The following is a 23157-nucleotide window of genomic DNA, read 5'->3' as shown; positions in this document are numbered from 1 at the left end:
CTTGCTCACGCCATCCCTTGGGAGGGGAGACCCGATGACACAGATCAAACAGGTACGTCCGCGCCTTCTGGCAGCCGCCGTACTCGCCGCGCTCACCCTGCCCGGCGTCGCCTTCGCGCAGAGCGCCAAGGAACGCGAGCTCGAAGCGCGCGTCGCCCAGCTCGAAGCGATGGTCCAGCAGCTGGTCACGCAACAGCAGCAGACCGAAACCGTGGTGACCGAGGTCCGCACGGCCCAGGCCGCGCAGCCCGCCGCCCCCGTTGCCGGCACCGGCGCCGCCGCGCCGATCCAGACGACGACGATCACGCCGACCGCCAATCCCGGCACCAAGTTCACCGTGGGCGGCATGATCCGCACCGATGCGATGGTCACCAAGACCACCGACGGCGACATCGCCAAGGGCACCGCGGGCCGCGATTTCTACGTGCCCGGCGCGATCCCGGTCGGCGGCAATGCGCCCGACACGTATTCCGATGCGCATCTGAAGTTCTCGCGCCTGTGGTTCGACGCCAGCACGGTGCTCGATTCGGGCGACAAGCTCGGCGCGCGCGTCGAACTCGATTTCTTCGGCGGCGCGCTCGGCAATTCGGCGGCCACCAATACCTACGGTGCGACGCTGCGCCACGCCTACCTGACCTACAACAACTGGCTGGTCGGTCAGACGTGGTCGAACTTCATGGACACCAACGCGCTGCTCGACGCGGTCGATTTCGTCGGCCCGACCGACGGCGTCGCCTTCGTGCGCCAGCCGCAGCTGCGTTACACCAGCGGCCCGTGGGTGGTGTCGCTCGAAAGCCCGGAAACCACCGTGCAGCCCTTCGGCGGCGGCGCGCGCGTGATCGCCGGCGACAACAGTGCGATTCCCGACGTCATCGCCCGCTACACCCACAAGGGCGACTGGGGCCATGTCAGCTTCGCGGGCATGGCGCGGCAGCTCAAGTACGAACCCGTCATCGGCAACGACAACACCGACACCGGCTTCGGCGCGCAGGTCAGTGGCCTGGTCAAGTTAGGTGACAGCACCGACATCCGCTACCAGGTCAGCGGCGGCGAAGGCATCGGGCGTTACATCGGTCTGGCTACGGTGCAGCAGGACGTGATCGCAGACGGCGCCGGCAACATCAATGCGCTGGGCGGCTGGGCGGGCTACTTCGGCCTGCGCCAGGTGTTCACCCCGAAGGTCCGCGGCAACCTGTTCTATTCGCGCTCGCAGTGGGACAACGACACTGCATGGACCGGCCTGGGCGTGACCCGCAAGGTGCATTCGGTGCACGCGAACATGATCTGGTCGCCGGTGCCCAAGCTCGACTTCGGCGTCGAGGCGATCTGGGGCGAGCGCACGCTCGAATCCGGCGCCGACGGCGAGCTGATGCGCCTGCACACGATGGCCCGCTACTCGTTCTGATCCACCCGACAGGGACGGCCACGCGCCGTCCCTGTTGCGTTTCACCGCCGCGTGCGAGCGGCCCCCACCCGCACCACCGTCTGTTCCGCGACCGCATGCAGCACGCCTGACCGGGTCGCCGGCATTCCGCCGGCCCCGCACACATCACGAACGCTTCGGAGGGGAAGCTTCCCATGTCCAGCACGACCGCCAACCCGGCACCCAAGCCCGCGCTGACGAAGGGCCACAAGAAGGTCATCTTCGCGTCCAGCCTCGGCACCGTCTTCGAGTGGTACGACTTCTATCTGTACGGCTCGCTCGCGATCATCCTGTCGCGCCAGTTCTTCAGTGGCGTCAATCCGACCACGGGCATGATCTTCACCCTGCTGGCGTTCGCGGCCGGCTTCTTCGTGCGTCCGTTCGGCGCAGCCTTCTTCGGCAGCCTCGGCGACCGCATCGGCCGCAAGTACACGTTCCTGGTCACGATCATCATCATGGGCGTGTCGACGTTCCTGGTCGGCGTATTGCCCAGTTACGCGACGATCGGTATCGCGGCGCCGATCATGCTGATCGTGCTGCGTCTGGCCCAGGGCCTGGCGATGGGCGGCGAGTACGGCGGCGCAGCCACCTACGTCGCCGAACACGCCCCGCCGGGCAAGCGCGGTCTGTACACGGCCTTCATCCAGACCACGGCGACGCTCGGTCTGTTCCTGTCGCTGGCCGTGATCCTGCTGTGCCGCTGGCTTCTGGGCGTCGAAGCGTTCGAGGACTGGGGCTGGCGTCTGCCGTTCCTGGGTTCGATCGTGCTGCTCGGCGTCTCGGTGTGGATCCGCCTGCAGCTGGCCGAGTCGCCGTTGTTCCAGCAGATGAAGGCCGAGGGCAAGGGCTCCAAGCAGCCGTTCCGTGATTCGGTCAAGGGCGGCAACCTCAAGCTGATGCTGCTGGTGCTGTTCGGCGCCACCGCCGGCCAGGCCGTGGTCTGGTACGCCGGCCAGTTCTACGCGCTGTTCTATCTGCAGAGCATGCTCAAAGTCGATCTGACGGTGTCCTACCTGCTGATCGCGGCAGCACTGCTGCTCGGCACGCCGTTCTTCCTGTTCTTCGGCTGGCTGTCGGACAAGATCGGCCGCAAGAAGATCATCATGGCGGGCTGTCTGATCGCCGCGATCTCCTACTTCCCGATCTTCAAGGGCCTGACCCACTTCGCCAATCCGGCGATCGAAGAAGCCGTGGCCACGTCTCCGGCCCTGGTGGTGGCTGATCCCAGCACCTGCAGCTTCCAGTTCAATCCGACGGGTACGCGCAAGTTCACTAGCTCCTGCGACGTGGCGACCGCCGCGCTCGCGAATGCCGGTGTGCCCTACAGCGTGGAAGCCGCACCGGCGGGCTCGCTGGCCGAAGTGCGCGTGGGCAGCAATACTGTCGCGTCGTACGAGGCCGAAGGCCTGGCCGGCGATGCGCTCAAGACCCAGCAGGGCAGCTTCGGCACCGAACTGCGCGGCGCGCTCAATGCCGCGGGTTATCCGGAGAAGGCGGACACCGATCGGATCAACATCCCGATGACGATCTTCCTGCTGTGGATCCTGGTGATCTTCGTGACGATGGTCTACGGCCCGATCGCGGCGTATCTGGTCGAGCTGTTCCCGACCCGCATCCGCTACACCTCGATGTCGCTGCCGTACCACATCGGTAACGGCTGGTTCGGCGGCTTCCTGCCGGCGATCTCGTTCGCCCTGGTCGCGGCCACCGGCAACATCTACTACGGCCTGTGGTACCCGATCGGCATCGCACTGATGTCGCTGGTGATCGGCACGATCTTCCTGCGCGAGACGAAGGACGTCGACATCACCAAGTAAGTGCGGCACCCGCGCGGGACCACGTCTCCCGCGCGTTCCACCCGGACGCCGGCCCGCAAGGGCCGGCGTTCTTCGTTTCAGCGATCCGACGGCCGCGACGCATCGGCCAGCGACGCGGCCAGATGCTCGACGAACGCACGGATCCGCGACGACACGCCGGAGTTGCGGTAGTACACGGCGTGCACCTGCTGGCGCACGTCGAGTGTCTCGCTCGCGAGCACCTCCACCAGCCGCCCTGCGCGTCGATCGTCCTCGGTGGTGAAATCGGACAGGCAGGCGATGCCCGCGCCCGACACCGCGAGCGCGCGCACGGTCTCGCCACTGGATCCGGCGATCGTCGGCACGATCGTCAGGGCCTCGGCATCGGGGCCGTGCAGCGGCCAGACATTGAGATGCGGCAGGCCGGTGAAGCCCAGCACGGCGTGATCGGCCAGTGCCGCGACCGATGCCGGCGTGCCGTGCGCATCGAGGTAGTCCGGCGCGGCGAGCACCCGCAGCCGGCTGTCCATCAGATGCCGCGCGACGAGACTCGAATCCTTCAGCGCACCGACGCGGATCGCGATGTCGGTCCGATGCTCGAGCAGATCGATGGTGCGATCGCTGCTGGTGAGTTCCAGCGTGATCTTCGGATAGGCGGCACGGAATGCGGCGACGCGGGGCACCAGCACGTGCAACAGGAACGACGTCGCCGCATCGACGCGCAGCACACCCGACGGTCCGTCGCGCAATCCGCGCATGCGGTCCTCGGCAGCGTCCATGCGCGCGAGCACGTCGCGTGCGTCGTCGAGGAACGCGCGCCCTTCCTCGCTGAGCGCGATCCGCCGCGTGGTCCGCTGCAGCAGCGTCGTGCCGAGCTTGTCTTCCAGTCGACCCAGTGCCCGGCTGATGCCCGAAACCGTCTGTTCGAGCTGGCGTGCGGCCGCGGTGATCGAGCCGCTGTCGACGACGGTCACGAATGCCTGCAGTTCGTCCAGCGTGGTCTTCATGGCGATGTGCCGCAGCGGATCTGGCCCCGATTATTGACCAGAAATCAAAAGACATCTCCCGAATCGCCGGTTTCTGACCGCAATCGACACGCGCAGACTGGCCGCCTTCCCCACATCGAGATCACCCATGGACCTCTTCATCACCGGCGTGACCGGCTTCATCGGCGGCTCGCTCGCCACCGCCCTGCTGCAGGATGGCCACACGGTCCGCGGCCTGGTCAGATCACCGGACGCCGCGGCGCGGGTCGAAGCGCTCGGCATCGTGCCGGTGCTCGGCACGCTCGACGACCGCGAACTCCTGAACACCGAGGCGCAGCGCGCGGACGCGGTCATCAACGCCGCCAGCAGCGATCACCGCGGCGCGGTCGACGCGCTGCTCGACGGACTGCGCGGCTCCGGCAAAGCCTTCCTGCACACCAGCGGGTCCAGCGTCATCGGCGACGACGTCGCGGGCAACGCGCTGTCGCCGCACGTCTTCGACGAGGACACGCCGCTGATCGTCGAAGCCGGCAAGCAGGCGCGTCATGCGGTCGACACCGCGATCCGTGCCGCCGCCGGCGACGGTGTCCGCAGCGTCGTGCTGTGCAACACGATGATCTACGGCAGCGGCACGGGCCTGGCGCGCGACAGCGTGCAGATTCCGCCGCTGGTGCAGCAGGCGCAGGCCAGCGGCGTGGTGCGTATCGTCGGCAGCGGCGTCAACCGCTGGTCGAACGTGCACATCGAGGATGTCGTCGCGCTGTACCGCCTCGCGCTCGCGAACGCACCCGCTGGCGCGTTCTACTTCGTCGAGAACGGCGAGGCGTCCTACGCGGAACTGGGCGCGGCGATCGCGACGCGGCTCGGACTGGGACCGGTCGAATCCTGGACCGTCGCGCAGGCCGCGCAGGTCTGGGGCGAAGGCCATGCGCGCTACTCGTTCGGCTCCAACAGCCGCGTCCGCGGCCCGCGCGCGCGCCGCGAACTGGGCTGGGCACCGCGCCACGACTCGGTGACGCGCTGGATCGAAACGGAGATGCCGCTGGATTGAAACCGGCGCAATGCGGTCCGATCAGCGTTCGACCGGCGCAATTTCGATGCGCAGCGCGCGCCAGACCAGCCCGATGAACATGAGCAACGCGGCGAATGGATAGGCCGCCGCCACGCTCGAGACCAGTTGCGCGACGAGGGAGTCGTCGCGCAACGGTGCGAGCGACAGCACCCACACATCCGCAACCACGACGAGCGCGCCCATCACCAGCACGACGCTCCGCGCAAACGGGGACGCGAGCGAGCGCGACAGATGCCAAGCGGGCAGCAGGTACAGCAACGACAGCACGGCCGTCCACGGCGCCACCGCGTCCAGCAGGACGCGCGACTGCGAGGCGTCGCCGGGATGTCGCATGTGGCCCCAGAACGGACTGAGGAATCCGATCAGATTCACCAGCAGCACCGTGGCGAGCAGCGCGACGAGCAACCAGCCGACGGCGCGGCGCAGATGCGCGAGATGCGTCATGTCTTCCTCCCTGAAGCGGACCGGATCGATCACCGCCCGAGGATAGCAACGTCGGTTCCGGGCGCCAGGACGCAAATAGTGCGCAGGCGCCATCGAGCGCACGCCGCTCGCATCCATCGCGCGATCACGCGGGAGAACGCGCCGCTATTTCTGCGGCGGTGCCGCCAGCTCGCGTGCGTCGAGATAACCGTCGCGATTCGTGTCCTGCCGGTTGAACGTCGCGGCAATCCGGGCCATGTGCTCGGCCAGCGTCACCGGCCGGCCCTTGCCGCCCGGCAGTTCGTCGGCCGTCAGTACGCCATCGCCGTTGCGATCCATCTGGTCGAAGCCGTAACGCATCCACGCCTGGTAATCGGCGAGCGAAACGCGGCCATCGCCGTCGGTGTCCATGTGCTCGAGATACTCGGACGTACGCGTGACCTGCGCGCCGGCGGTGACGGCGACGAGCGCGCACACCGCACATAGCAGGCGGCCGGTCCGTGGCAGGACCGGCCGTCGTCTCGCGATCACAGCGTGCGGTTTCAGGCGTGCGCGCTCTGCAGCGAATAGCCCTTGAGCCGGGCCGAATACTCCTGCAGCGCGCGGATGCCGCTGGCCTCGGCCTCGCGGCACCACACCTGCAGGTTGTGCAGCGCTTCGCTGGCGTTCTGCGAACGTGCTTCGAGCAGCGCGGTCAGGCGCGCGCGATGTTCGACCAGCGTGCGGATGCGCGGACGCTGGTCGACCCATTGCTGTAGTTGCTGGCGCGCGTCGGGCTGCAGCCAGCGACCGTCGTCGACCAGGCCCTTGCGCAGCTTGCGCGGCAACAGCGCGCGCAGACGCGCGCCGGCGGCCTGCGCCTCTTCGCGCAGCGCGGGCTTGAGCACATTGCGCTGGTAATCGGTCATCGCCTGGAAGCGGTGCGCGAGCAGCGCGCGCATCGTATCGGTATCCGGCACGTGGATATTGGGACGGATGTCGAGCGACGGCGCGACGCGCAGCACCTTCGCCAGACGCACCGACGCCAGGCCCTGGATGACCGCCCAGCCGATGTCGAACTCCCACTTGCGCAGCGCGAACTTCGCCGAACTCGGGAATGCGTGGTGGTTGTTGTGCAGTTCCTCGCCACCGATCCACACGCCCCACGGCGTCAGATTGGTCGCGGTGTCGGTGGTCTCGAAATTGCGGTAGCCCCACCAGTGACCGAGGCCGTTGACGACACCCGCGGCCCAGAACGGAATCCACGCCATCTGGATCGCCCACACCGCGACACCCTTGAAGCCGAACAGCACGACGCTCAACAGCAGCAGGAAGGTCGGACCGAGATTGGCGTGCGGCGTGTAGAGCCTGCGCTCGATCCAGTCGCTGGGTGCGCCCTTGCCGTACTGCTCGATGTCGGCGCGCTGCGCGCGGGCTTCGCGGTAGAGCTCCACGCCCTGCCAGAACACGGTCTTGATGCCCTTGAAGCGCGGGCTGTGCGGGTCGTCCTCGGTCTCGCACTTCGCATGGTGCTTGCGATGGATCGCCACCCACTCGCGCGTGATCATCGACGTGGTGAGCCACGTCCAGAAGCGGAAGAAATGCGCGATCACGGGGTGGAAGTCGACACCGCGATGCGCCTGGCTGCGATGCAGATACAGGGTCACCGCGAAGATCGTCAGCTGCGTCACCACCAGCAGGTAGACGAGCATCGCCCCCCAGCCGAACTGCAGCAGGCCACCGGACAGGAACTCGAGAGTCGTAGAAGACATGGGCGCGTCAAAAAGGCGTGAACCCATGCATCATGGCGGCATCGCTGCCCCCTTTCCATCCCTCCGACAACGTATGGATGACCTCGCGATTCAGACTCGCTACGCGTGTCGCATTCATGCGACGGTGCAGCGCGCATCCGCATGAATCGGAGCCCTGCGCACCTGCTGGAGCTGGATCGCGCCACGGTGCGTCGTGGCACCCGCGCCGCCCTGGATGCGCTCGATCTGACAATCCCGCTCGGCCGGCATACCGCGATCCTCGGCGCGAACGGCAGCGGCAAGTCCACGCTGATGCAGCTGTTGACCCGCGAGGTGCATCCGCTCGCCCATGCGGACGGTCGCGCGCCGGTGCGCGTGCTTGGCGCGCATCGGTGGGACGTGCGCAGCCTGCGCGGACAGCTCGGCATCGTGACCCAGCGCCTGCACGAAGATCTGCGCACGCTGCCGTCGCTGACCGCGGGCGCGGTCGTCGCCGGCGCGCGCCTCGGTGCGATCGCCGACGCCAACGCAGCCGATCCGGCGCTGCATGCACGGGCACTCGCGGCGCTGCAGCAGATGCAGGCGGCGCATCTCGCCCGGCGTCGCTACGCCACGCTGTCTGCAGGTGAAGCGCGCCGCGTGCTGCTGGCACGTGCACTGTTCCACGCGCCGGCCGCCCTGCTGCTCGACGAGCCTTCGAGCGGACTCGACGTCGTGGCCCGCGCGCAGTTGATGACGCGGATCGGCGCGATCGCGCGCGCCGGCACCACGCTGGTGCTGGTCACCCATCATCTCGAAGAACTGGTCCCGGAGATCGGCCACGTTGTGCTGCTGCGCGCGGGCCGCGTACTCGCCGACGGCCCGCGCGAGCAGGTCTTGACCGACGCGCTGCTGTCGCAGGCCTACGACGCACCGGTGCGCATCCGCACCGATGCCGACGGCACGCTCGCGCTGACGATGGCCGGCTAGGCATCACCGCGACCAGCACTGGTCGCCCATCGCGCGCATCGCTTGCCCCGGGGCATCCGGTCTCACCCCAGTGCACCGGTCCGCGCGCGCTGTGCGATAGTCGGCGCGCATCACCGCATCACCGCTGTCCGTCTTGGCATACCGACTCTGGGAGGGGTTTCCATGCTCGAGCAACACGGTTTGTGGCTGGCACTGGGCTGTGCCGCCATCGCGATTCTCTACGGCGTGATTTCCGCCGGCTGGATCAACCGGCAACCTGCCGGCAACGCACGGATGCAGGAAATCGCAGGCGCGATCCAGGAAGGCGCCCGCGCGTATCTCAATCGACAGTATCTGACGATCTCCATCGTCGGCGTCGTGCTGTTCGTGCTGATCGGCGTGTTCCTGGGCTGGGCGACCGGCATCGGCTTCCTGCTCGGCGCGGTGCTGTCGGGCGCGGCCGGCTACATCGGCATGAACGTGTCGGTGAAGGCGAACGTGCGCACGGCCGAAGCCGCGCGCCGCGGCATCGGACCGGCGATGGACGTCGCATTCCGCGGCGGCGCGATCACCGGCATGCTGGTCGTGGGCCTGGGCCTGCTCGGCGTGGCCGGCTACTGGATGCTGCTGCCGCACTTCGGCATCGCCGGTGAGGCCGCGTTGCATGCGCTGGTGGGCCTGGCGTTCGGCAGTTCGCTGATCTCGATCTTCGCGCGTCTGGGCGGCGGCATCTTCACCAAGGGCGCCGACGTCGGCGCCGATCTGGTCGGCAAGGTCGAGGCCGGCATTCCCGAGGACGATCCGCGCAATCCGGCGGTGATCGCCGACAACGTGGGCGACAATGTGGGCGACTGCGCAGGCATGGCGGCCGATCTGTTCGAGACCTATGCGGTCACCGTCATCGCGACGATGCTGCTCGGTTTCCTGATGGCCCCGACCGTCGGTGCGAACGGCGTGCTGTATCCGCTGGTGCTCGGCGGCGCGTCGATCCTGGCATCGATCGTCGGCACGTTCTTCGTCAAGGTGCAGGCGGGCGGCTCGATCATGGGCGCGCTGTACAAGGGCGTGATCGTCTCGGGCGTCATCGCCGCGGCGCTGTTCTGGCCGATCACCACGCAGCTGATGGCCGACAACACGCACGGCGCGACCAACCTCTATCTGTGCGCGCTGATCGGCCTGGTGCTGACCGGCGCGATCGTCTGGATCACCGAGTACTACACCGGCACGCAGTACGCACCGGTCAAGCACATCGCGCAGGCGTCGACGACGGGGCACGGCACCAACATCATCGCGGGCCTGGGCGTGTCGATGAGATCGACCGCGATGCCGGTGATCGCGGTGTGCTTCGCGATCTGGGCGTGCTTCTCGTTCGCGGGTCTGTACGGCATCGCGATCGCGGCGACGGCGATGCTGTCGATGGCCGGCATGATCGTGGCCCTCGATGCCTACGGGCCGATCACCGACAACGCCGGCGGCATCGCCGAGATGGCCGAGCTGCCATCGGAGATCCGCGACATCACCGACCCGCTGGACGCGGTGGGCAACACCACCAAGGCGGTGACCAAGGGCTATGCGATCGGCTCGGCCGCGCTCGCGGCGCTGGTGCTGTTCGCCGACTTCACCCACAACCTGGAAGCGAAGTATCCGGGCACCGAGTTCCGCTTCGATCTCGCGGATCCCGCGGTGATCATCGGCCTGTTCATCGGCGGGCTGATTCCGTATCTGTTCGGCGCGATGGCGATGGAAGCGGTGGGCCGCGCGGCAGGCGCGGTGGTCGAGGAGGTGCGCCGGCAGTTCCGCGAGATCCCCGGCATCATGGCCGGCACCGCGAAGCCCGACTACTCGCGCGCGGTCGACATGCTGACGAAATCGGCGATCAAGGAAATGATTGTGCCCTCGCTGCTGCCGGTGCTGGTGCCGGTGGTCGTCGCGCTCGGCATGAACGCGCTGATGGGACCGGGCGCCGGCATCCGCGCACTCGGGGGCCTGCTGATCGGCACGATCGTCACAGGTCTGTTCGTCGCGATCTCGATGACCACAGGCGGCGGCGCCTGGGACAACGCCAAGAAGTACATCGAGGACGGCCACCACGGTGGCAAGGGCAGCGAAGCGCACAAGGCCGCGGTGACCGGCGATACCGTCGGCGATCCCTACAAGGACACCGCGGGGCCGGCGATCAATCCGTTGATCAAGATCATCAATATCGTCGCGTTGTTGCTGGTGCCGCTGCTTTAACCGAGCGCCTCACTTCGCATTGCATCTGACCCCTCTCCCTTCGGGAGAGGGGTTGGGGTGAGGGCCCGCCCCGAGCGCGTCTAAGCGAGCCCGCGAAAAAACACGTGGCACCCACGCGTCCACACGTTGATGGGTTTCGCTGCGCTCTACCCATCCTGCGAAGCGTGATCAGCAACACAGACGCGGTGATCCGGCGATGTATCCGATTGATGCGTCCCACGGCTCCATCGCTCGCCGGCTATTTCTCGAACGTCCCTGTCGCCATATCGAACCACGGCGTGCAAAGCACCTGCTGGTCCTCGGCGTAGCCGAAGTCGGCCTGCCAGACCTGCACGTCGCCACTGTCTTCTGACGCGAACAGACGCGCGTCGTCGGCGATGCCGACACCGACGCACCACTGCACCTGCGCGGGCGTCGAGGCGAGCCAGTTGGAGAAGCGGAAGGTGGCATCGACGCTCGCGCCCGGCTCGACGCGGCGCGCGAGCGGCGTGGGCGGCACGGTCGGCGCAGGTGTCGGCAACGCGCGTGCGACGTGCGAAAGCGTTGCGCGCGTGCCGGCATATTCGCGCAATGACGGCACACCGACAGCGCCGGGTGTCTGGCGCTTCGTCAGCACCGCATGGCGATCGCCACGGTCGAACACGACCAGCGGCACCGTGCCCGTGTTGCGGATCCGGTAGTCGACACGCACACCCTCGCCGTCGCGCGCGAACACCGCCTCCAGCACGACGCCTTCGGCATCGACGTGGGCGCGCGCGGAATCGCTGGGGGGCATTGCAGACCTCGAGGCAGGACTTGGGGACTCGCTGGACACCGCCGGTGCCGGCAGTACGGCGCAGGCAAAACACGCGACGGCAACGGCGCTGCGGACCGCAGCATGGTCCCGCAAGCGTGAGGGCGGCGCACTGATGCGCGCGCGAGGTGTCTCGATCATCGGCGCGTTGATCCCGTCGGCGTTTCACGACGCCCGATGCAGGCGCCCTGAAAGAAAAGGGGCGGTGCACGCATGCACCGCCCCCGCATCATTGTCAGATGTCAGAGCGCGTAGCTCGGACGGTCGGGCATGCCCAGCTCGCGGCGGATGCCGTTCTCGGTCAGGTGGATCGGGTTGTGGGTGATCGCACCGGTGCCGTCGAAGTCGTACGGCCTGGCGCTGGTCTCCAGTCCCACGGCCTGTCGTTCGGCATTGGGCACCTGGCCATTGTCAGGACCGGTGCCGCGATACGTGCCCTGCAGGAAGGTGCCGTTGACGCCGTTGTAGGCATGCGACATCTCGTGGAACAGCACCACCGACGGCGCCGGGAACGCATCCATGTGGAAGGACGGGTTGTAGCTGATCGTCACGTCACCGCCGGCGCCCGGGCGGCCGTTGACGATGTCGGCGTCATTGCTGAAGGTCTGGGCGTAGCCGTTGTCCTCGTTCGACAGTTCCTGGATCGTCACGGTGTTGCCCTTGGCCTCGGCGGCCTTGTCGAATTCCGCCATCATCTGCTGGCCGTTCGGCGAGGCGCGCAGGAAATCCAGTTCGGACTGCATGCGCTGCACGAAGGCATCGGAGCCCTGCACGCGCACGCCGCGATCGCCGACGGTGTTGTCGATCTCGACATTCACGACGGTCGGACGCGCGCCCGTCGCCGCGTTGACGATGTCGCTGGCTTCCGAATAAATCGTGGTCTGCGCGTTCGCGCCTTCGATCGTGTCGCTGCCGGCGCCGGCATAGACCGTCGTGCGCCCGTCGCCGACGTTGACCACATCGTCGCCGCCACCGGCGGAGAGAATGTCGAACGTGCCGCCGCCGTGGATCACGTCGTCACCGCGGCCGCCTTCGATGTAGTTGGTGCCGCTGCCGGCGTGGATGGTGTCGCTGCCGTCGCCGCCGTAGATCACGTTGACGCCGCTGCCGCCGAAGATCTCGTTGGTGCCGCCGGTGGTGTGGATGTCGTTGCGGCCGCTGCCGGTGGCGCGGATGGTGTCGTCGCCGTCTCCGCTGCTGATGCGGTTGTCGCCGTCGCCTTCGACGTTGATGTCGTTGTTGCCGTCGCCGGCATCCACGACGACGTTGACCTGGACGTTCGGCGCGACCTGGATGGTGTCGTTGCCGGCCCCGGTCCGCAGGGTCAGCTCCTGGCCTTCGGCCAGACGCACTTCGTAGCTCTCGCCGTTGACCGACACGTCCAGCGTGCCGTCGTCGCGCTGGCTCACGCCGACGTTGTCGTCGCCGGTGCCGGTGGTGAACACCACTTGGTCGCGGCTGATGTAGCCCTGCGCCTGGGTGCGCTCGCGGGTCACGTCGACCTGGGCGTCGCTGTGCAGCTTGTCGCTGACGACCGGCTTGCCGTCCGGCGTGCTGCCGGTGGTGCGTCCGGTGGAGTTGGTGCTGCCCCCGTCGATGCCGATCGCACCATTGGGCGCGCGCTCGGGCGCTTCCCGCGTGGCGATGTCCGGACCGTCGTCCAGACCCCCGATGTCGGCATGGTCGTCGACGCCGCCGGCAGCCGGACCGTCATGCGTATGCGTGTCGTTCGGGGCCAGCGGGTTCTGCCAGTAGCCTTGCGCGGCGGTGGCGGTCGGGGACAGCGAATCGAGCGTGGTCATCGGAACGGGCCTGCGTCTGCGGAAGTCGGTGTCCATATGTACGCCCCCGTATGGCACGACCATACTGGGGCGTACCCTTGGTCGGTGTCCGCGCCCGACGTTGCATCGGAAACCATCGCCCGCGATCAGCGCTGCGCCGCAACATCGTTGGCCGTAAAATGGGCGTCCTTATCGACCACTGGAAATGCATCGCTATGGGCCTTGGCTCCGTCTCCACCGGCAAGAACCCGCCGGACGAAATCAACGTCATCATCGAAATCCCGAAGGACGCCGAGCCGGTCAAGTACGAGGTCGACAAGGAAAGCGGCGCGATCTTTGTCGACCGCATCCTGTCCACGCCGATGCGCTACCCCTGCAACTATGGCTACGTGCCGAACACCGTCTGCGGCGATGGCGACCCGGCCGACGTGCTGGTGGTGCTGCCGCTGCCGCTGATCCCGGGTTCGGTGATCCGCTGCCGTCCGGTCGGCGTGCTGAAGATGACCGACGAGGCGGGCAGCGACGAGAAGATCCTCGCCGTGCCGGTGGACAAGGTGTTCGGCGGTTATGCCCACGTCGACGACCTCGACAAGGTGTCGGCCCACTGGCTCGAGCGCATCGGCCACTTCTTCGAGCACTACAAGGATCTCGAGAAGGGCAAGTGGGTGAAGATCAGCGGCTGGGGCGACGCGGCGGAAGCCAAGGCGTTGCTCAACGACGCCATCGCCGCCTACAAGGCCGAGTAATCGCTGCGACGGCGTTTCCGCCGTCACAGTTTGCGACACGCCGCCGAAACCCGCGCGGCGTGGTTGCTAACATCGCCGCGAGCCGACGCCACGGGGGTGCTGCGGCCATCCGGGGACGTCCTGCGTGCGCATTCTTTTCGTGGGTGGCGAGGACGGCCTGCCGTCCGATCTCGTTGCGCTCGTCGCGGACATGGATGCGACGTGGCAGGTGCAGCGCGCGTTCGATGGCGCGACCGCCCTGGCGTCGATCGCAGAGGCGTCACCGGACGTGGTGCTGGTCGCGCCGATGCTGCCCGACATGCCGGTCGACACCCTGCTCGGCCGGATCCGCACGCTGCACCCGGAAGCCTCGCGCATCGCGGTCGTCAGCGGTCAGCCGCCAGCGCGCCTGCTGTCGCTCGCGCACCGCTTCCTGCCCATGCCGGTCGGCGAGGCCCAGCTGCTCGAAGCGATCGCCAGCCTAGAAGAACTGCGCGAGTTGCTCGACAACCCGATGCTGCGCGAGCGCATTGGCCGGATCGACAGGCTCCCGTCACCACCGCAGACCTATCTCGCGCTGGCGAACGCGCTCGACTCCGACGACACCAGTGCCGCCGACATCGCGCAGCTGATTTCGGGCGATCCCGCCATCGCGGCCCGCGTCCTGCAGCTGTGCAACTCGGCGTACTTCTCGTTCGGCCGCACCATCACCGACCTGCGCTCGGCCGTGACCCGGCTGGGCATGGTGACGATGCGCGATCTGGTGCTGACCAGCGAAGTGTTCGCCTATGCCGCGCGCAGCGACCTGGATCGCCCGGCGATGCAGCAACGTGCATTGATGGCATCGCAGCTCGCGCGCCGCATGCTGCCGGAATCGAGCACCGAACTCGGCGCCACCGCGGCCCTGCTGGCCGACATCGGCCTGCTGTTGCCGGGCGTCCGCGACGAGCGCGCGCCCGTCGACAGCCAGCCGTCCGACGCATCGGGCCACACCGAAGCGGGCGCCTATCTGCTCGGGCTCTGGGGACTGCCGATGCCGATCATCGAGGCGGTGGCATTCCAGCGCGACCCGGTCCGCGCCGGCACGCGCAGTTTCTGGATCACCGGCGCCGTCCACGTCGCGACCGCACTCGCCTCGGGCGAGCCGGTACGCGAGGAGTACCTGCAGCGCACCGGCGTCCTCGACAGGCTCGACGACTGGCGCGCGCATGCCGACCGGTTGCGGGGCCTGGGGCAGGCGCAGGCCGTCTGACAATCGGCAGCGAGGCGTTCGGATCGGAACGCAGAGCGATTTGATCGGCGCGTGTCCCTGCCCTCGCCGCCAGGATGTGACCTGAGGCGGCGCACAGCCGGCATTCGAGGGTCGGCACATCGACGCGGCGCCCGCTTGCGCTCGAATCCGCGCGTCGACCGGCTTGCATCGAAACAGAAAAAGCCGCCCTCGGGCGGCTTTTTTTCAGCTGGAAGAGCGGTCCGCAGAGCGACAGCGCCCCACAGAACTACGGCCCCTTTCGGGGCCGTAGCGGATCACACAGGGCTTCGATGGATCAGAAGCGCTGGTTGTACTGCATGTACAGGAAACGACCGATGTCGTAACCGCCGTAGTAGGCCGAGCCCGAAGCCGGGTTCGAGTACATCGGCGCCGAGTAGTGCTCGAACACGTTGTTCGCACCGACCGAGACCGTCGCATTCCACGGCGCGGTCCAGCGGAACTGGACGTCGTGGAACGTGTTGGAGCCGATCTCGTTCTGCGGCGAGATGTTGCCGGACAGATCAGGTGCGGTGTAGTTCGGCAGGCTGCACAGTTCCGGCAGGCTGTCACCGTCGAGGCAGCTTTCCTTGACGCCGGAGTAGTAACGCGTGGTCCACGTCATGCCGAAGTCGCCCAGCTCCCAGCCCAGGCTCAGGTTCGAGCGAAGGCGGAAGTTGATGCCGCCGCCGCCCGAGAAGCCGTTGGACTGCGACGGCGGCGTCGCCGCATCGCTGTCGGTCTTGATCTCGTTCTTCGACACGTAGGTGTTGAGCCACGACGCGCGGAAGTTGCCGTAGTCGGTCGACAGCGCGTAGTTGACGTCGAGGTCGTAACCTTCCGTTTCCACGAAGCCGGCGTTGATACCAGCGTAGAAGAACGAGGTGATCACGCCGTTCGCATCACGCGTGAAGCGCGAGCCGGTCGGATCGGAACAGCGCGACTCGATGCCACGGGCGTAGCAGTCGTCGAGCACGGTCGTCGGCGCATCGCCCACGATCGTGTTGTCGATGCGGATGTTCCACCAGTCGAGCGCGACGTTCAGGCCTTCGACCTGCGACGGGCTGTACACCAGGCCGAGTGTCTTGCTGACCGACTCTTCCGGCGTCAGACCAGGGTTCGAGCCGGACGTGAAGGCACGGTCGGACTGCGCGGCCGGCGTTTCCGAGAAACCGCTCGCCGAATTGGCGCGCTGACGGAAGTTCGCCGGCACGTCGGCCAGACAGCGGGCGCTGCCTGCAGCGATACCGAAGCGCGTATCGCAGGGATCCGAGTAGGTTTCGAACGACTGCGATTCGCCACCGAACAGATCGTTGATGGTCGGCGCGCGGAAGCCCTGCGACCAGGTGCCGCGGACCAGCAACGCTTCGAACGGCTTCCAGGTGAAGCCGGCCTTGCTGTTGGTGGTGTCACCGAAGGTGTCGTAATCGGAGTAACGCGACGCGAGGTTGATGCTCAGTTCCTGCGCGAACGGGACGTCCGACAGCAGCGGGATCTGCAGCTCGCCGTAGATTTCGTCGAGGCTGTAGGAACCGCCGGTCGGGCCAGCGGCCAGATCCGTCGAGTCACCCGTCTGCGCGAGCGCGTCGGGCGAGAACGAACCGCGTTCCTGGCGATGCTCCACGCCGACCGCGAAGCCCAGGTCGCCGGCCGGCAGCTCGAAGATCGAACCGCTGAGGTTGGCGAAGTAGGCACGGGTTTCGGTTTCCGACAGCGCCTGGCCCGGCTTGTACAGATAGGCCTGCACATTCGGATCGGCGAGGCTGTTCTCGGCGGCATAACCGAACGGGATCAGCGGGTTCCACGGCGTACAGGCGTTGGGACCGGTGCCGAGGGTGATCGGGTTGGCTGCGGTACCGCACTGGACGACGCCGTCCGCGTTGCGGAACGACGGGCCGGTGGCACGACGGACATTCAGCGTGTTGAGATTACCCGTGCTGATCTGGACACCCTTGTTCTGGTTGTACAGATGGCCGACGTCCCAATCGAACACGCGGTTGTCGCCAAATTCGAACGAACCCTTCAGCGCGTTGCTGATGCGGAACGTCGTCAGGCTGTTGCGCACTTCGCGCGGCTGCTCCCAACCACGACGCGCGTAGTTCACCGCGACGCCGACCGGGTTGAACACGCTGCCGGCGGACAGACCCGAACCGCCTGCGACCGAAGAGTTCGCGAAGTCGGCGCTGCGGAACGGATAGCCGGCGTTACGCGCGAACGAATCGCGGTCCGAGTACAGCACGTCGGTTTCGAGCGTGATGTTGTCGGTGACGTCGATGATGGAGTTGAGGAACGCCGACTTGCGCTCGATGCCACTGTAGACGGTCGACTGCTCGCTCGGGAACGTCACGTCGCGCGCCGGATCCACCAGACGGTAGCTGGAGAACAGAGCGGGATTGAGATTGGGGACATCACGGCGCAGCGTGTAGTTCTGCCCGCCGAAGGTGAACTGACCTTCCTTGCGGGTGCCCGATGCGCCACCCGGGATCGGGTCGCTCTTCGGACCGGTCGGGAACGTATCCCGCGAGAACCAGCGGTCCGGCGCGAACACCGGGTCTTCCTTCGCATACTCGGCGCCGAAGGTCAGCGAGGTGCGCTCGCCCTTCGAACCGACGACGATGTCGTAACGCTCGACCGCGCCGTCACCCTCGCCCCACTGGCCGTAGTACGCGCCGACTTCGGCACCGTCGAAGTTGCGGCGGGTGATGATGTTGATCACGCCGGCGACCGCGTCCGAACCGTAAATGGTCGAGGCGCCGTCCTTCAGGATTTCGATGCGCTCGACCATCGAGGTCGGGATGCCCGAAACGTCCTGCAGACCGCTCGTGGTGATGCCCAGACGGCGACCGTTGACCAGCACCAGCGTGCGCTGCGGGCCCAAGTTGCGCAGATCGATGTAGGTACCACCCACGTTCTCACCGGAGCTCAGCGGCGCGGCGCGGCTGATGGCCGGCGAACCCGCCGAGGTGATGTTCTCGAGGATGTCGGCAACCGAGCTGTAACCCTGGGTCTCGAGATCCTGACGGGTGATCTGCAACACCGGCTGGGCGGTTTCCAGATCGACCTGGCGGATGCGCGAGCCGGTGACTTCGATGCGATCGAGGGTGGTCGGGGCTTCCGAGGTCTGCGCCTGAGCGAAAGCGGCACCCGGCACGATCGCGGTCAGGATCGCGGCTGGCAGCAAGCCCTTCCGCAGTGCGGGAGTGCGAAAATTCTTCAAAGTCTCTCTCCAGAGTGTGTGTGTTACTGAGGCGTTAAGACGCCATTCGCACGTTACGTCTGGAACGACTTCTAACGCCTTGCCGCTGCCAACCTCTCGCTTTGCCGAATCTGTCGTTTGGTCTGGACAGGCCGCCTGCTAGCGAGTTGGCTTCACACCCAAGTGTTAAGCCGATGCATCGATCTCGTTGGTGGTCCGCGCCCGCGCAGTGCGCTCAGCAACGCGGTAGCGGCTCGCCGGTGTTCCATGGTGGTTCTTGAACGCTCTGGCAAAGCTGCAGCAGTTGTCGAAACCGGTAGCGGCCGCCACCTCGCCGACCATCATCGAGGTCGTCCGCAGAAGCAGGGCAGCGCGTTCAAGACGTAGGCGTACCGATAGGGTCTGCGGGCTTTCGTCGTACAGCGCGTGAAAGGCCTTGGAAAAGTACCAGCTCGAGAAACTGGTGAGATCGGCGAGCTCGCTGATCCGGACTACCCGATCCGCGTTGCCCTCCAGATACAGATGCGCGCGCTGCATGCGGCCGAACACTTGGCGCTTGCGGCTCCGAGAGCGGCCCGGGCAGCGACGCACGCGTGCAGCGAGATCACGCTGGACGTAGGCCAGCTGAAGCAACAGCGGGCGAACCGTCAGCACGCCGCCGTCGGAATGTGCGGCTTCTCTCCACAGTCGGAACAGTGTCCGCAGCTCGCGCGTAGGTAGACGCCCTCGTCCCGCGTACAGGCTGCCGTCACTCAGCGACTGCAGTGATTCGAGTGCGCTGCTGTCGAGCACGATACCAATGCATAGCCCTTGGGGACCACTCTGGACCATGGGCGCCGATTCCTTTTCGAACGCCATCCAGTCGCCCCGACGCATGCGGAAACGGCCCTCTCGGGATTCGATCCAGCCATCGCCTCTCACCTGAATCCAAAGATTGAATGCGGGCGCGGACATCTGGATGCCACCCAGTCTCGAAGTTCCCAGGCACTGCGACGCCTGGTCCAGCCCTTCAAATGCCAGCATCTGACCGCGCGCGGCCCAAAGACTATTCGACATAGGTGCATCCTCATGATGGATGCGCACCTTTTGCCGTGTACAAAGAACCTTTGCCCGAAATCGCCACTAGAGTTTGCCGAAATCGTGGCGAATGAATTCACGAATTAGTTACGACGCTTTTTTTCTTAGTCCTATCAACCACTTGAGAAGACCCGCGTGCGTTGTCCGTGAGGACGGCAACGCCATGAACCCGATGTCGCTCCCGTCTTCGGAGGCCAGCGACAGGAGCCAAACGCCACGGTCAACAGAGAAGCCGTTGGTGGCGCTGTAGACCACGGGGTCCACGCACATGCTGTCGGTTTCGATGAGCTGGTCTCCCACAACATCGAACTGCGACATCCGAGAGCGACAGGAGGGCTGTACGTCCAGGTACGAGATGCTGCCGCGCTCGTTCAGCGACCAGCTCCGATAGCGCCAGCGCGATGGTATGGCACCGCTCAGACGCACGATCGAGGTCGCGTCAAGGGACGGTGGAATCGCCCACAGCCCATTTGCATCGAGCCGTGTGTAGAACAGCCTCCCGTTTGCACGGTCAAATCGGATCTGCGACACGTCGGCGATGCGTCCCTTCGCGGCCCACGTCTCGCGATCGTACGCAACCAGTGCCGTCCCACCTTCGCCAACTGCGCCCTCGATCACGAAGAGCGTCGAGCCGGGCCCATACTCCGCCTGGGCAGGCCGATCCGTCGGGATGTCTAGGCGTTCAACGCTGCCGCTGGCCGGCTCGATCTCGAGAATCATCGGCGCGTTGGCGTTGTCGAGCGCGGTCACCAGAAGGTGACGCCCGTCGGGCGACCAGATGGGCGGCTGCCGGGTGTCGGGACGCACGCCTTCTATCGGCCGGAGCGAGTCCGGTGCATCCAGACGTGCCCACCACAACTCGAACCGCCCTGCTCGATCGGAGGTGAACACCATCTGCCGACCGTCCGGCGAAAGCGTCGGTTGCGAATCCCGGCCTGAGGATGGAAACAGCCGGTGCCACGCTGCGCTTTCCGAATCCACGCGATACAGACCGAACTCCGGCCTGCGATGGACGAATGCCATCATGCCGTTGGCCGGCGAAATGGATGGCGTCTGCGCGTCTTCGATACCGAGATCCAGGACGGTGCCATCTTCGATCTGCGCGAGATACAGACGCGCTTCGCTGTCCACCCGCAGGCCGAACACCATCGCATTCCCGTCCGGCGCCCAGCTCCACCCGCGGAACTCCGCGCCCAGATGGGTAATCTGCTCGGGGATGCCCCCTTCGAACGGAACGCGCCAGAGATCGCCCATCTGGGGGTTGCGGATGAATCCGATCCAGCGGCCGTCCGGTGAAACCTGTGGCGCATAGTCGAGGTCACCCGCCGTGCCAGGATAATCGAGACTTCGCCAACGGCCGCTGGTCGGATCGAGAATGCGCAGACGCGTCTCACTGCCCGCCCAGGTCATGGTGCCGAACAAAAGCCCTCTGCCATCCGGCAGCCAGCTGAAGCTGAGCAGATCGCTGCCATCGCATCTTGCGATCTCCCGCTCATCACCTATGCCGGCGGCAGGCGCCAGGAGAACCCGGCAGGCGCCGTTTGCTTCCCAGCGTGCAAACGCGATCTCGCGCCCGTCCGGAGACCAGGCAGGCAGATCGTCGCGCGCGCCCGGCGGCGGTCGCGACAGCGGCCGCGGCGCGGCGCTCGACGTCGTCTGCACCATGATCGTCGACTGTCGCGTGGCGTCCCCTACACCGGAGGCAGAGTAGGCGATCATCGAAGCGTCTGGCGAGAGCGAGGGCGACAGCTCGAATCCCGCCGCATTGGTGATCAGTCGATAAGGCAGACTGACCGGCGATGGCCCGGGACTGCCGGCCACGACATCGCCGGCCACCCGCATTGCTTCGAAGGTCGTCCAGAGACCAAGCGCACTGATGAGCAGCACCACCATAGCAGCGACCGTCAGCAACCAGCGACGCCGAGTGCCGACCGGCCGCGGATGTTTCTCCGATGCAGGCAGCATCGTTTCGCCAGTGTCGTTTCCGGGCATCGACGCATGCGAAGACGGGACTGATCCAGGTTCAGGAATGACGTCGACGGAGACTGTCAGGCGATAGCCGCCCTTCGCGATCGTCTCGATGTAACGCTTGCCGGCCTCGGGGCCAGCGATGCCCGTACCGAATGCCTTGCGGAGCTGGGTGATCGCCTGCGTCAGTACGTCATCGGTCGGCAGCGTGTCGCGCCAGACCTCGGAGAGCAGTTCCGACCGACCGACGACAGCACCCGGCACGCGGGCCAGCATCCGCAGCACACCGATCGCTTTCGGCGTGACGCGGCGCGGACCACGCGCACCGGACATGAGGATTTCGCGCGTCGCGAGATCGACGACGCCGTCGCCCACGCGAAGACGCAGGGGCGTCGGCTCGTCGGGCGACATCGGGTTTGGCATCGGACCACCAGTTTGCAGGTGAGCGAGGGTAGCCAAGGCAGGCTGAATGAAGTGCAGTCTGGAGCCAGATTCCGCACAACGCGCGGGCCACAGGTCATGGACGGTCCCCGCGACCTCGGGTCCGCCCGAGGCTGTCGGCAGCGCGGCGGCACTCTAGTGTCCTTCGATCCCATGACAGGACATCAATTCCGATGGATGTGACCGCCACATCGTTCGCCCCGTCCCAGGCCAGCTGGTCGGCAACGGCCCCACGGCCCGAGGGCGCTGGCGCTTCGGGCGGACTCGCTGCAATGGGCCGCGATGCCCTCGACAGCCACATCACCGCCCGCTTGGATGCCGGCGAGCTGACCGGCTTCCTGGCCGAGACCGGTGACGCGGTCACCCTCGCCGAACGCAGCCCGGTGTTCGCCGACGAGCTCGCTCCGTTGCTCGGTGACATCCGGGATGCGCTGAATGCGTTGCCGGCGCAGGCGCTGTCGCGCGTCGAGCGGGACGCGGTCAAGGCGACGGTCGGCCGGATCGAGACCTATCTGGGCAGCGTCGAGTCGCCCGATGGCCCCGATGCGCCTGCCGAAGTCCCGGGCGGCGGACTCGAGGCACATGAGGAGGCCGGCGGGCACCTGATCGAGCGTCACGTCGGCAAGAGCGAGCAGTGGCTGCTCGACCGGGTGAGCCGCGACAACATCAGCGCGGCGTCCAGCTTCCGCGATCTGCCGGAGGCGGAGCGTTTCGTATCCGCGACGATCGCCGACCACCAGGCCCGCGTCGATGCCTGGGCCGACGGCAGCGGCGGCAACCGTCTGGTCATCGACACCACGTTCGACGCCAGCACCGGGATTTCGGTCAGCCGTGGCGACACCAGCGCAGTCGATGTGTTCTCGGTACGCCTGGTCCTGGAGCGTTCGAACCAGCTCGACATCGACTATAGAATCGTGACCGGCTATCCCAACAAGCCCTGACGAGTCGACGTCCCGATGAGCGCCTATCCGACGCTGGAAAACTTCTTCGCCGCCTACTTCCACCAGGACTGGGCGATGGAGCACGACACGCCGGAAGCGGTGATCGCCTATTACCGCGGCAGCGAAGCACCGGAGCAGGTGTCCCGCGCGCGCGCCGAGGCAGAGGCGCTGCTCGGCGAAGGGCTCGACGAAGACGCGTTGGGCCAGCGGATCGCCGCGCTGGGCAGCGAGTACGATCCGACCCGCGACGGCGCCACCTGGCGCGGCTGGCTGCAGCGGCTCGCACAGGACCTGGGCGCGGATCGCACCGACGCGTACTGAAGCTTGCATTGCACGCACAAAAAAACGGGCCGCAAGGCCCGTTCTTTTTCAC

The 23157-nt window shown here is 66.7% G+C and carries 18 protein-coding genes; 9 read left to right on the top strand and 9 right to left on the bottom strand.

Annotated features, from left to right (window positions below):
• Positions 1-34 precede the first annotated feature (34 nt).
• Positions 35-1405 (top strand): DcaP family trimeric outer membrane transporter, encoded by a 1371-nt coding sequence (locus V3391_RS08835; RefSeq protein ID WP_332078065.1) that lies wholly within the window; start codon positions 35-37, stop codon positions 1403-1405.
• Positions 1406-1578: 173 nt separating this feature from the next.
• The gene (locus V3391_RS08830; RefSeq protein WP_332078064.1) at positions 1579-3240 is read left to right on the top strand and encodes an MFS transporter; all 1662 of its coding nucleotides are present in this window, start codon (positions 1579-1581) and stop codon (positions 3238-3240) included.
• Positions 3241-3317: 77 nt separating this feature from the next.
• On the opposite strand, the gene V3391_RS08825 is transcribed toward V3391_RS08830, so the two are convergent.
• Positions 3318-4226: a LysR family transcriptional regulator gene (locus V3391_RS08825; protein ID WP_332078063.1), complete on the bottom strand. Its 909-nt coding sequence runs from the start codon at positions 4224-4226 to the stop codon at positions 3318-3320.
• Between the two features lie 127 nt (positions 4227-4353).
• Between V3391_RS08825 and V3391_RS08820 the strand changes: the two genes are divergently transcribed.
• The gene (locus V3391_RS08820; protein ID WP_332078062.1) at positions 4354-5256 is read left to right on the top strand and encodes an NAD-dependent epimerase/dehydratase family protein; all 903 of its coding nucleotides are present in this window, start codon (positions 4354-4356) and stop codon (positions 5254-5256) included.
• Positions 5257-5277: 21 nt separating this feature from the next.
• On the opposite strand, the gene V3391_RS08815 is transcribed toward V3391_RS08820, so the two are convergent.
• From V3391_RS08815 to V3391_RS08805, 3 genes are read right to left on the bottom strand one after another with little or no spacing between them, the layout of a single operon-like run.
• A complete protein-coding gene (locus V3391_RS08815) occupies positions 5278-5838 on the bottom strand; it encodes a hypothetical protein (protein WP_332078061.1) in 561 nt (186 codons plus the stop codon).
• A 27-nt stretch (positions 5839-5865) separates the two neighbouring features.
• Entirely contained in the window at positions 5866-6228 is a 363-nt protein-coding gene (locus V3391_RS08810; protein ID WP_425497246.1) for an EF-hand domain-containing protein, read from the bottom strand.
• A gap of 14 nt (positions 6229-6242) precedes the next feature.
• Positions 6243-7451, bottom strand: a complete 1209-nt coding sequence (locus V3391_RS08805; protein ID WP_425497227.1) for a DesA family fatty acid desaturase — start codon at positions 7449-7451, stop codon at positions 6243-6245.
• A gap of 105 nt (positions 7452-7556) precedes the next feature.
• Between V3391_RS08805 and V3391_RS08800 the strand changes: the two genes are divergently transcribed.
• Positions 7557-8399, top strand: a complete 843-nt coding sequence (locus tag V3391_RS08800) for an ABC transporter ATP-binding protein (protein WP_425497226.1) — start codon at positions 7557-7559, stop codon at positions 8397-8399.
• Positions 8400-8561: 162 nt separating this feature from the next.
• Entirely contained in the window at positions 8562-10613 is a 2052-nt protein-coding gene (locus tag V3391_RS08795; RefSeq protein ID WP_332078058.1) for a sodium-translocating pyrophosphatase, read from the top strand.
• A gap of 238 nt (positions 10614-10851) precedes the next feature.
• Here V3391_RS08795 and V3391_RS08790 read toward each other — a convergent pair whose 3' ends face one another.
• Together V3391_RS08790 and V3391_RS08785 are read right to left on the bottom strand one after the other, a co-directional pair.
• Entirely contained in the window at positions 10852-11388 is a 537-nt protein-coding gene (locus V3391_RS08790) for a hypothetical protein (protein WP_332078057.1), read from the bottom strand.
• 260 nt (positions 11389-11648) lie between these two features.
• Complete coding sequence (locus tag V3391_RS08785; RefSeq protein ID WP_332078056.1) at positions 11649-13208, bottom strand: M91 family zinc metallopeptidase; 1560 nt, start codon at positions 13206-13208, stop codon at positions 11649-11651.
• 194 nt (positions 13209-13402) lie between these two features.
• On the opposite strand from V3391_RS08785, the gene ppa reads away from it, so the two are divergent.
• Both ppa and V3391_RS08775 read left to right on the top strand, forming a co-directional pair.
• Positions 13403-13933: an inorganic diphosphatase gene (gene ppa, locus V3391_RS08780; protein WP_332078055.1), complete on the top strand. Its 531-nt coding sequence runs from the start codon at positions 13403-13405 to the stop codon at positions 13931-13933.
• A gap of 124 nt (positions 13934-14057) precedes the next feature.
• Positions 14058-15164, top strand: a complete 1107-nt coding sequence (locus V3391_RS08775) for an HDOD domain-containing protein (RefSeq protein ID WP_332078054.1) — start codon at positions 14058-14060, stop codon at positions 15162-15164.
• Between the two features lie 295 nt (positions 15165-15459).
• Here V3391_RS08775 and V3391_RS08770 read toward each other — a convergent pair whose 3' ends face one another.
• The 3 genes from V3391_RS08770 to V3391_RS08760 form a co-directional block, all read right to left on the bottom strand.
• On the bottom strand, positions 15460-18342 hold the full coding sequence (locus tag V3391_RS08770) for a TonB-dependent receptor plug domain-containing protein (RefSeq protein WP_425497225.1): 2883 nt from the start codon (positions 18340-18342) through the stop codon (positions 15460-15462).
• A gap of 201 nt (positions 18343-18543) precedes the next feature.
• The gene (locus V3391_RS08765) at positions 18544-19413 is read right to left on the bottom strand and encodes a helix-turn-helix domain-containing protein (protein ID WP_332078053.1); all 870 of its coding nucleotides are present in this window, start codon (positions 19411-19413) and stop codon (positions 18544-18546) included.
• 108 nt (positions 19414-19521) lie between these two features.
• Entirely contained in the window at positions 19522-21813 is a 2292-nt protein-coding gene (locus tag V3391_RS08760; RefSeq protein WP_332078052.1) for a winged helix-turn-helix domain-containing protein, read from the bottom strand.
• Between the two features lie 302 nt (positions 21814-22115).
• Here V3391_RS08760 and V3391_RS08755 point away from each other — a divergent pair, with 302 nt between their 5' ends.
• A complete protein-coding gene (locus V3391_RS08755) occupies positions 22116-22784 on the top strand; it encodes an RNase A-like domain-containing protein (RefSeq protein WP_332078051.1) in 669 nt (222 codons plus the stop codon).
• Between the two features lie 15 nt (positions 22785-22799).
• A complete protein-coding gene (locus V3391_RS08750; protein ID WP_332078050.1) occupies positions 22800-23105 on the top strand; it encodes a contact-dependent growth inhibition system immunity protein in 306 nt (101 codons plus the stop codon).
• Positions 23106-23157 lie beyond the last annotated feature (52 nt).

The organism is Luteimonas flava (genome assembly GCF_036584485.1).
Taxonomy (GTDB): Bacteria; Pseudomonadota; Gammaproteobacteria; order Xanthomonadales; family Xanthomonadaceae; genus Luteimonas; species Luteimonas flava.
Note: the sequence above shows the minus strand (reverse complement) of the source record. Positions and strands in the feature narration are given on the sequence as shown.

Bases quoted from the DNA above. Each gene is read 5' to 3' on its own strand.
- V3391_RS08765 (WP_332078053.1), bottom strand. From the start codon at position 19,413: ATGTCGAATAGTCTTTGGGCCGCGCGCGGTCAGATGCTGGCATTTGAA.
- V3391_RS08795 (WP_332078058.1), top strand. From the start codon at position 8,562: ATGCTCGAGCAACACGGTTTGTGGCTGGCACTGGGCTGTGCCGCCATC.
- V3391_RS08835 (WP_332078065.1), top strand. From the start codon at position 35: ATGACACAGATCAAACAGGTACGTCCGCGCCTTCTGGCAGCCGCCGTA.
- V3391_RS08820 (WP_332078062.1), top strand. From the start codon at position 4,354: ATGGACCTCTTCATCACCGGCGTGACCGGCTTCATCGGCGGCTCGCTC.
- V3391_RS08825 (WP_332078063.1), bottom strand. From the start codon at position 4,226: ATGAAGACCACGCTGGACGAACTGCAGGCATTCGTGACCGTCGTCGAC.
- V3391_RS08755 (WP_332078051.1), top strand. From the start codon at position 22,116: ATGGGCCGCGATGCCCTCGACAGCCACATCACCGCCCGCTTGGATGCC.
- V3391_RS08760 (WP_332078052.1), bottom strand. From the start codon at position 21,813: ATGTCGCCCGACGAGCCGACGCCCCTGCGTCTTCGCGTGGGCGACGGC.
- V3391_RS08805 (WP_425497227.1), bottom strand. From the start codon at position 7,451: ATGTCTTCTACGACTCTCGAGTTCCTGTCCGGTGGCCTGCTGCAGTTC.
- V3391_RS08750 (WP_332078050.1), top strand. From the start codon at position 22,800: ATGAGCGCCTATCCGACGCTGGAAAACTTCTTCGCCGCCTACTTCCAC.
- V3391_RS08830 (WP_332078064.1), top strand. From the start codon at position 1,579: ATGTCCAGCACGACCGCCAACCCGGCACCCAAGCCCGCGCTGACGAAG.
- ppa (WP_332078055.1), top strand. From the start codon at position 13,403: ATGGGCCTTGGCTCCGTCTCCACCGGCAAGAACCCGCCGGACGAAATC.
- V3391_RS08790 (WP_332078057.1), bottom strand. From the start codon at position 11,388: ATGCCCCCCAGCGATTCCGCGCGCGCCCACGTCGATGCCGAAGGCGTC.
- V3391_RS08785 (WP_332078056.1), bottom strand. From the start codon at position 13,208: ATGACCACGCTCGATTCGCTGTCCCCGACCGCCACCGCCGCGCAAGGC.
- V3391_RS08815 (WP_332078061.1), bottom strand. From the start codon at position 5,838: ATGGATGCGAGCGGCGTGCGCTCGATGGCGCCTGCGCACTATTTGCGT.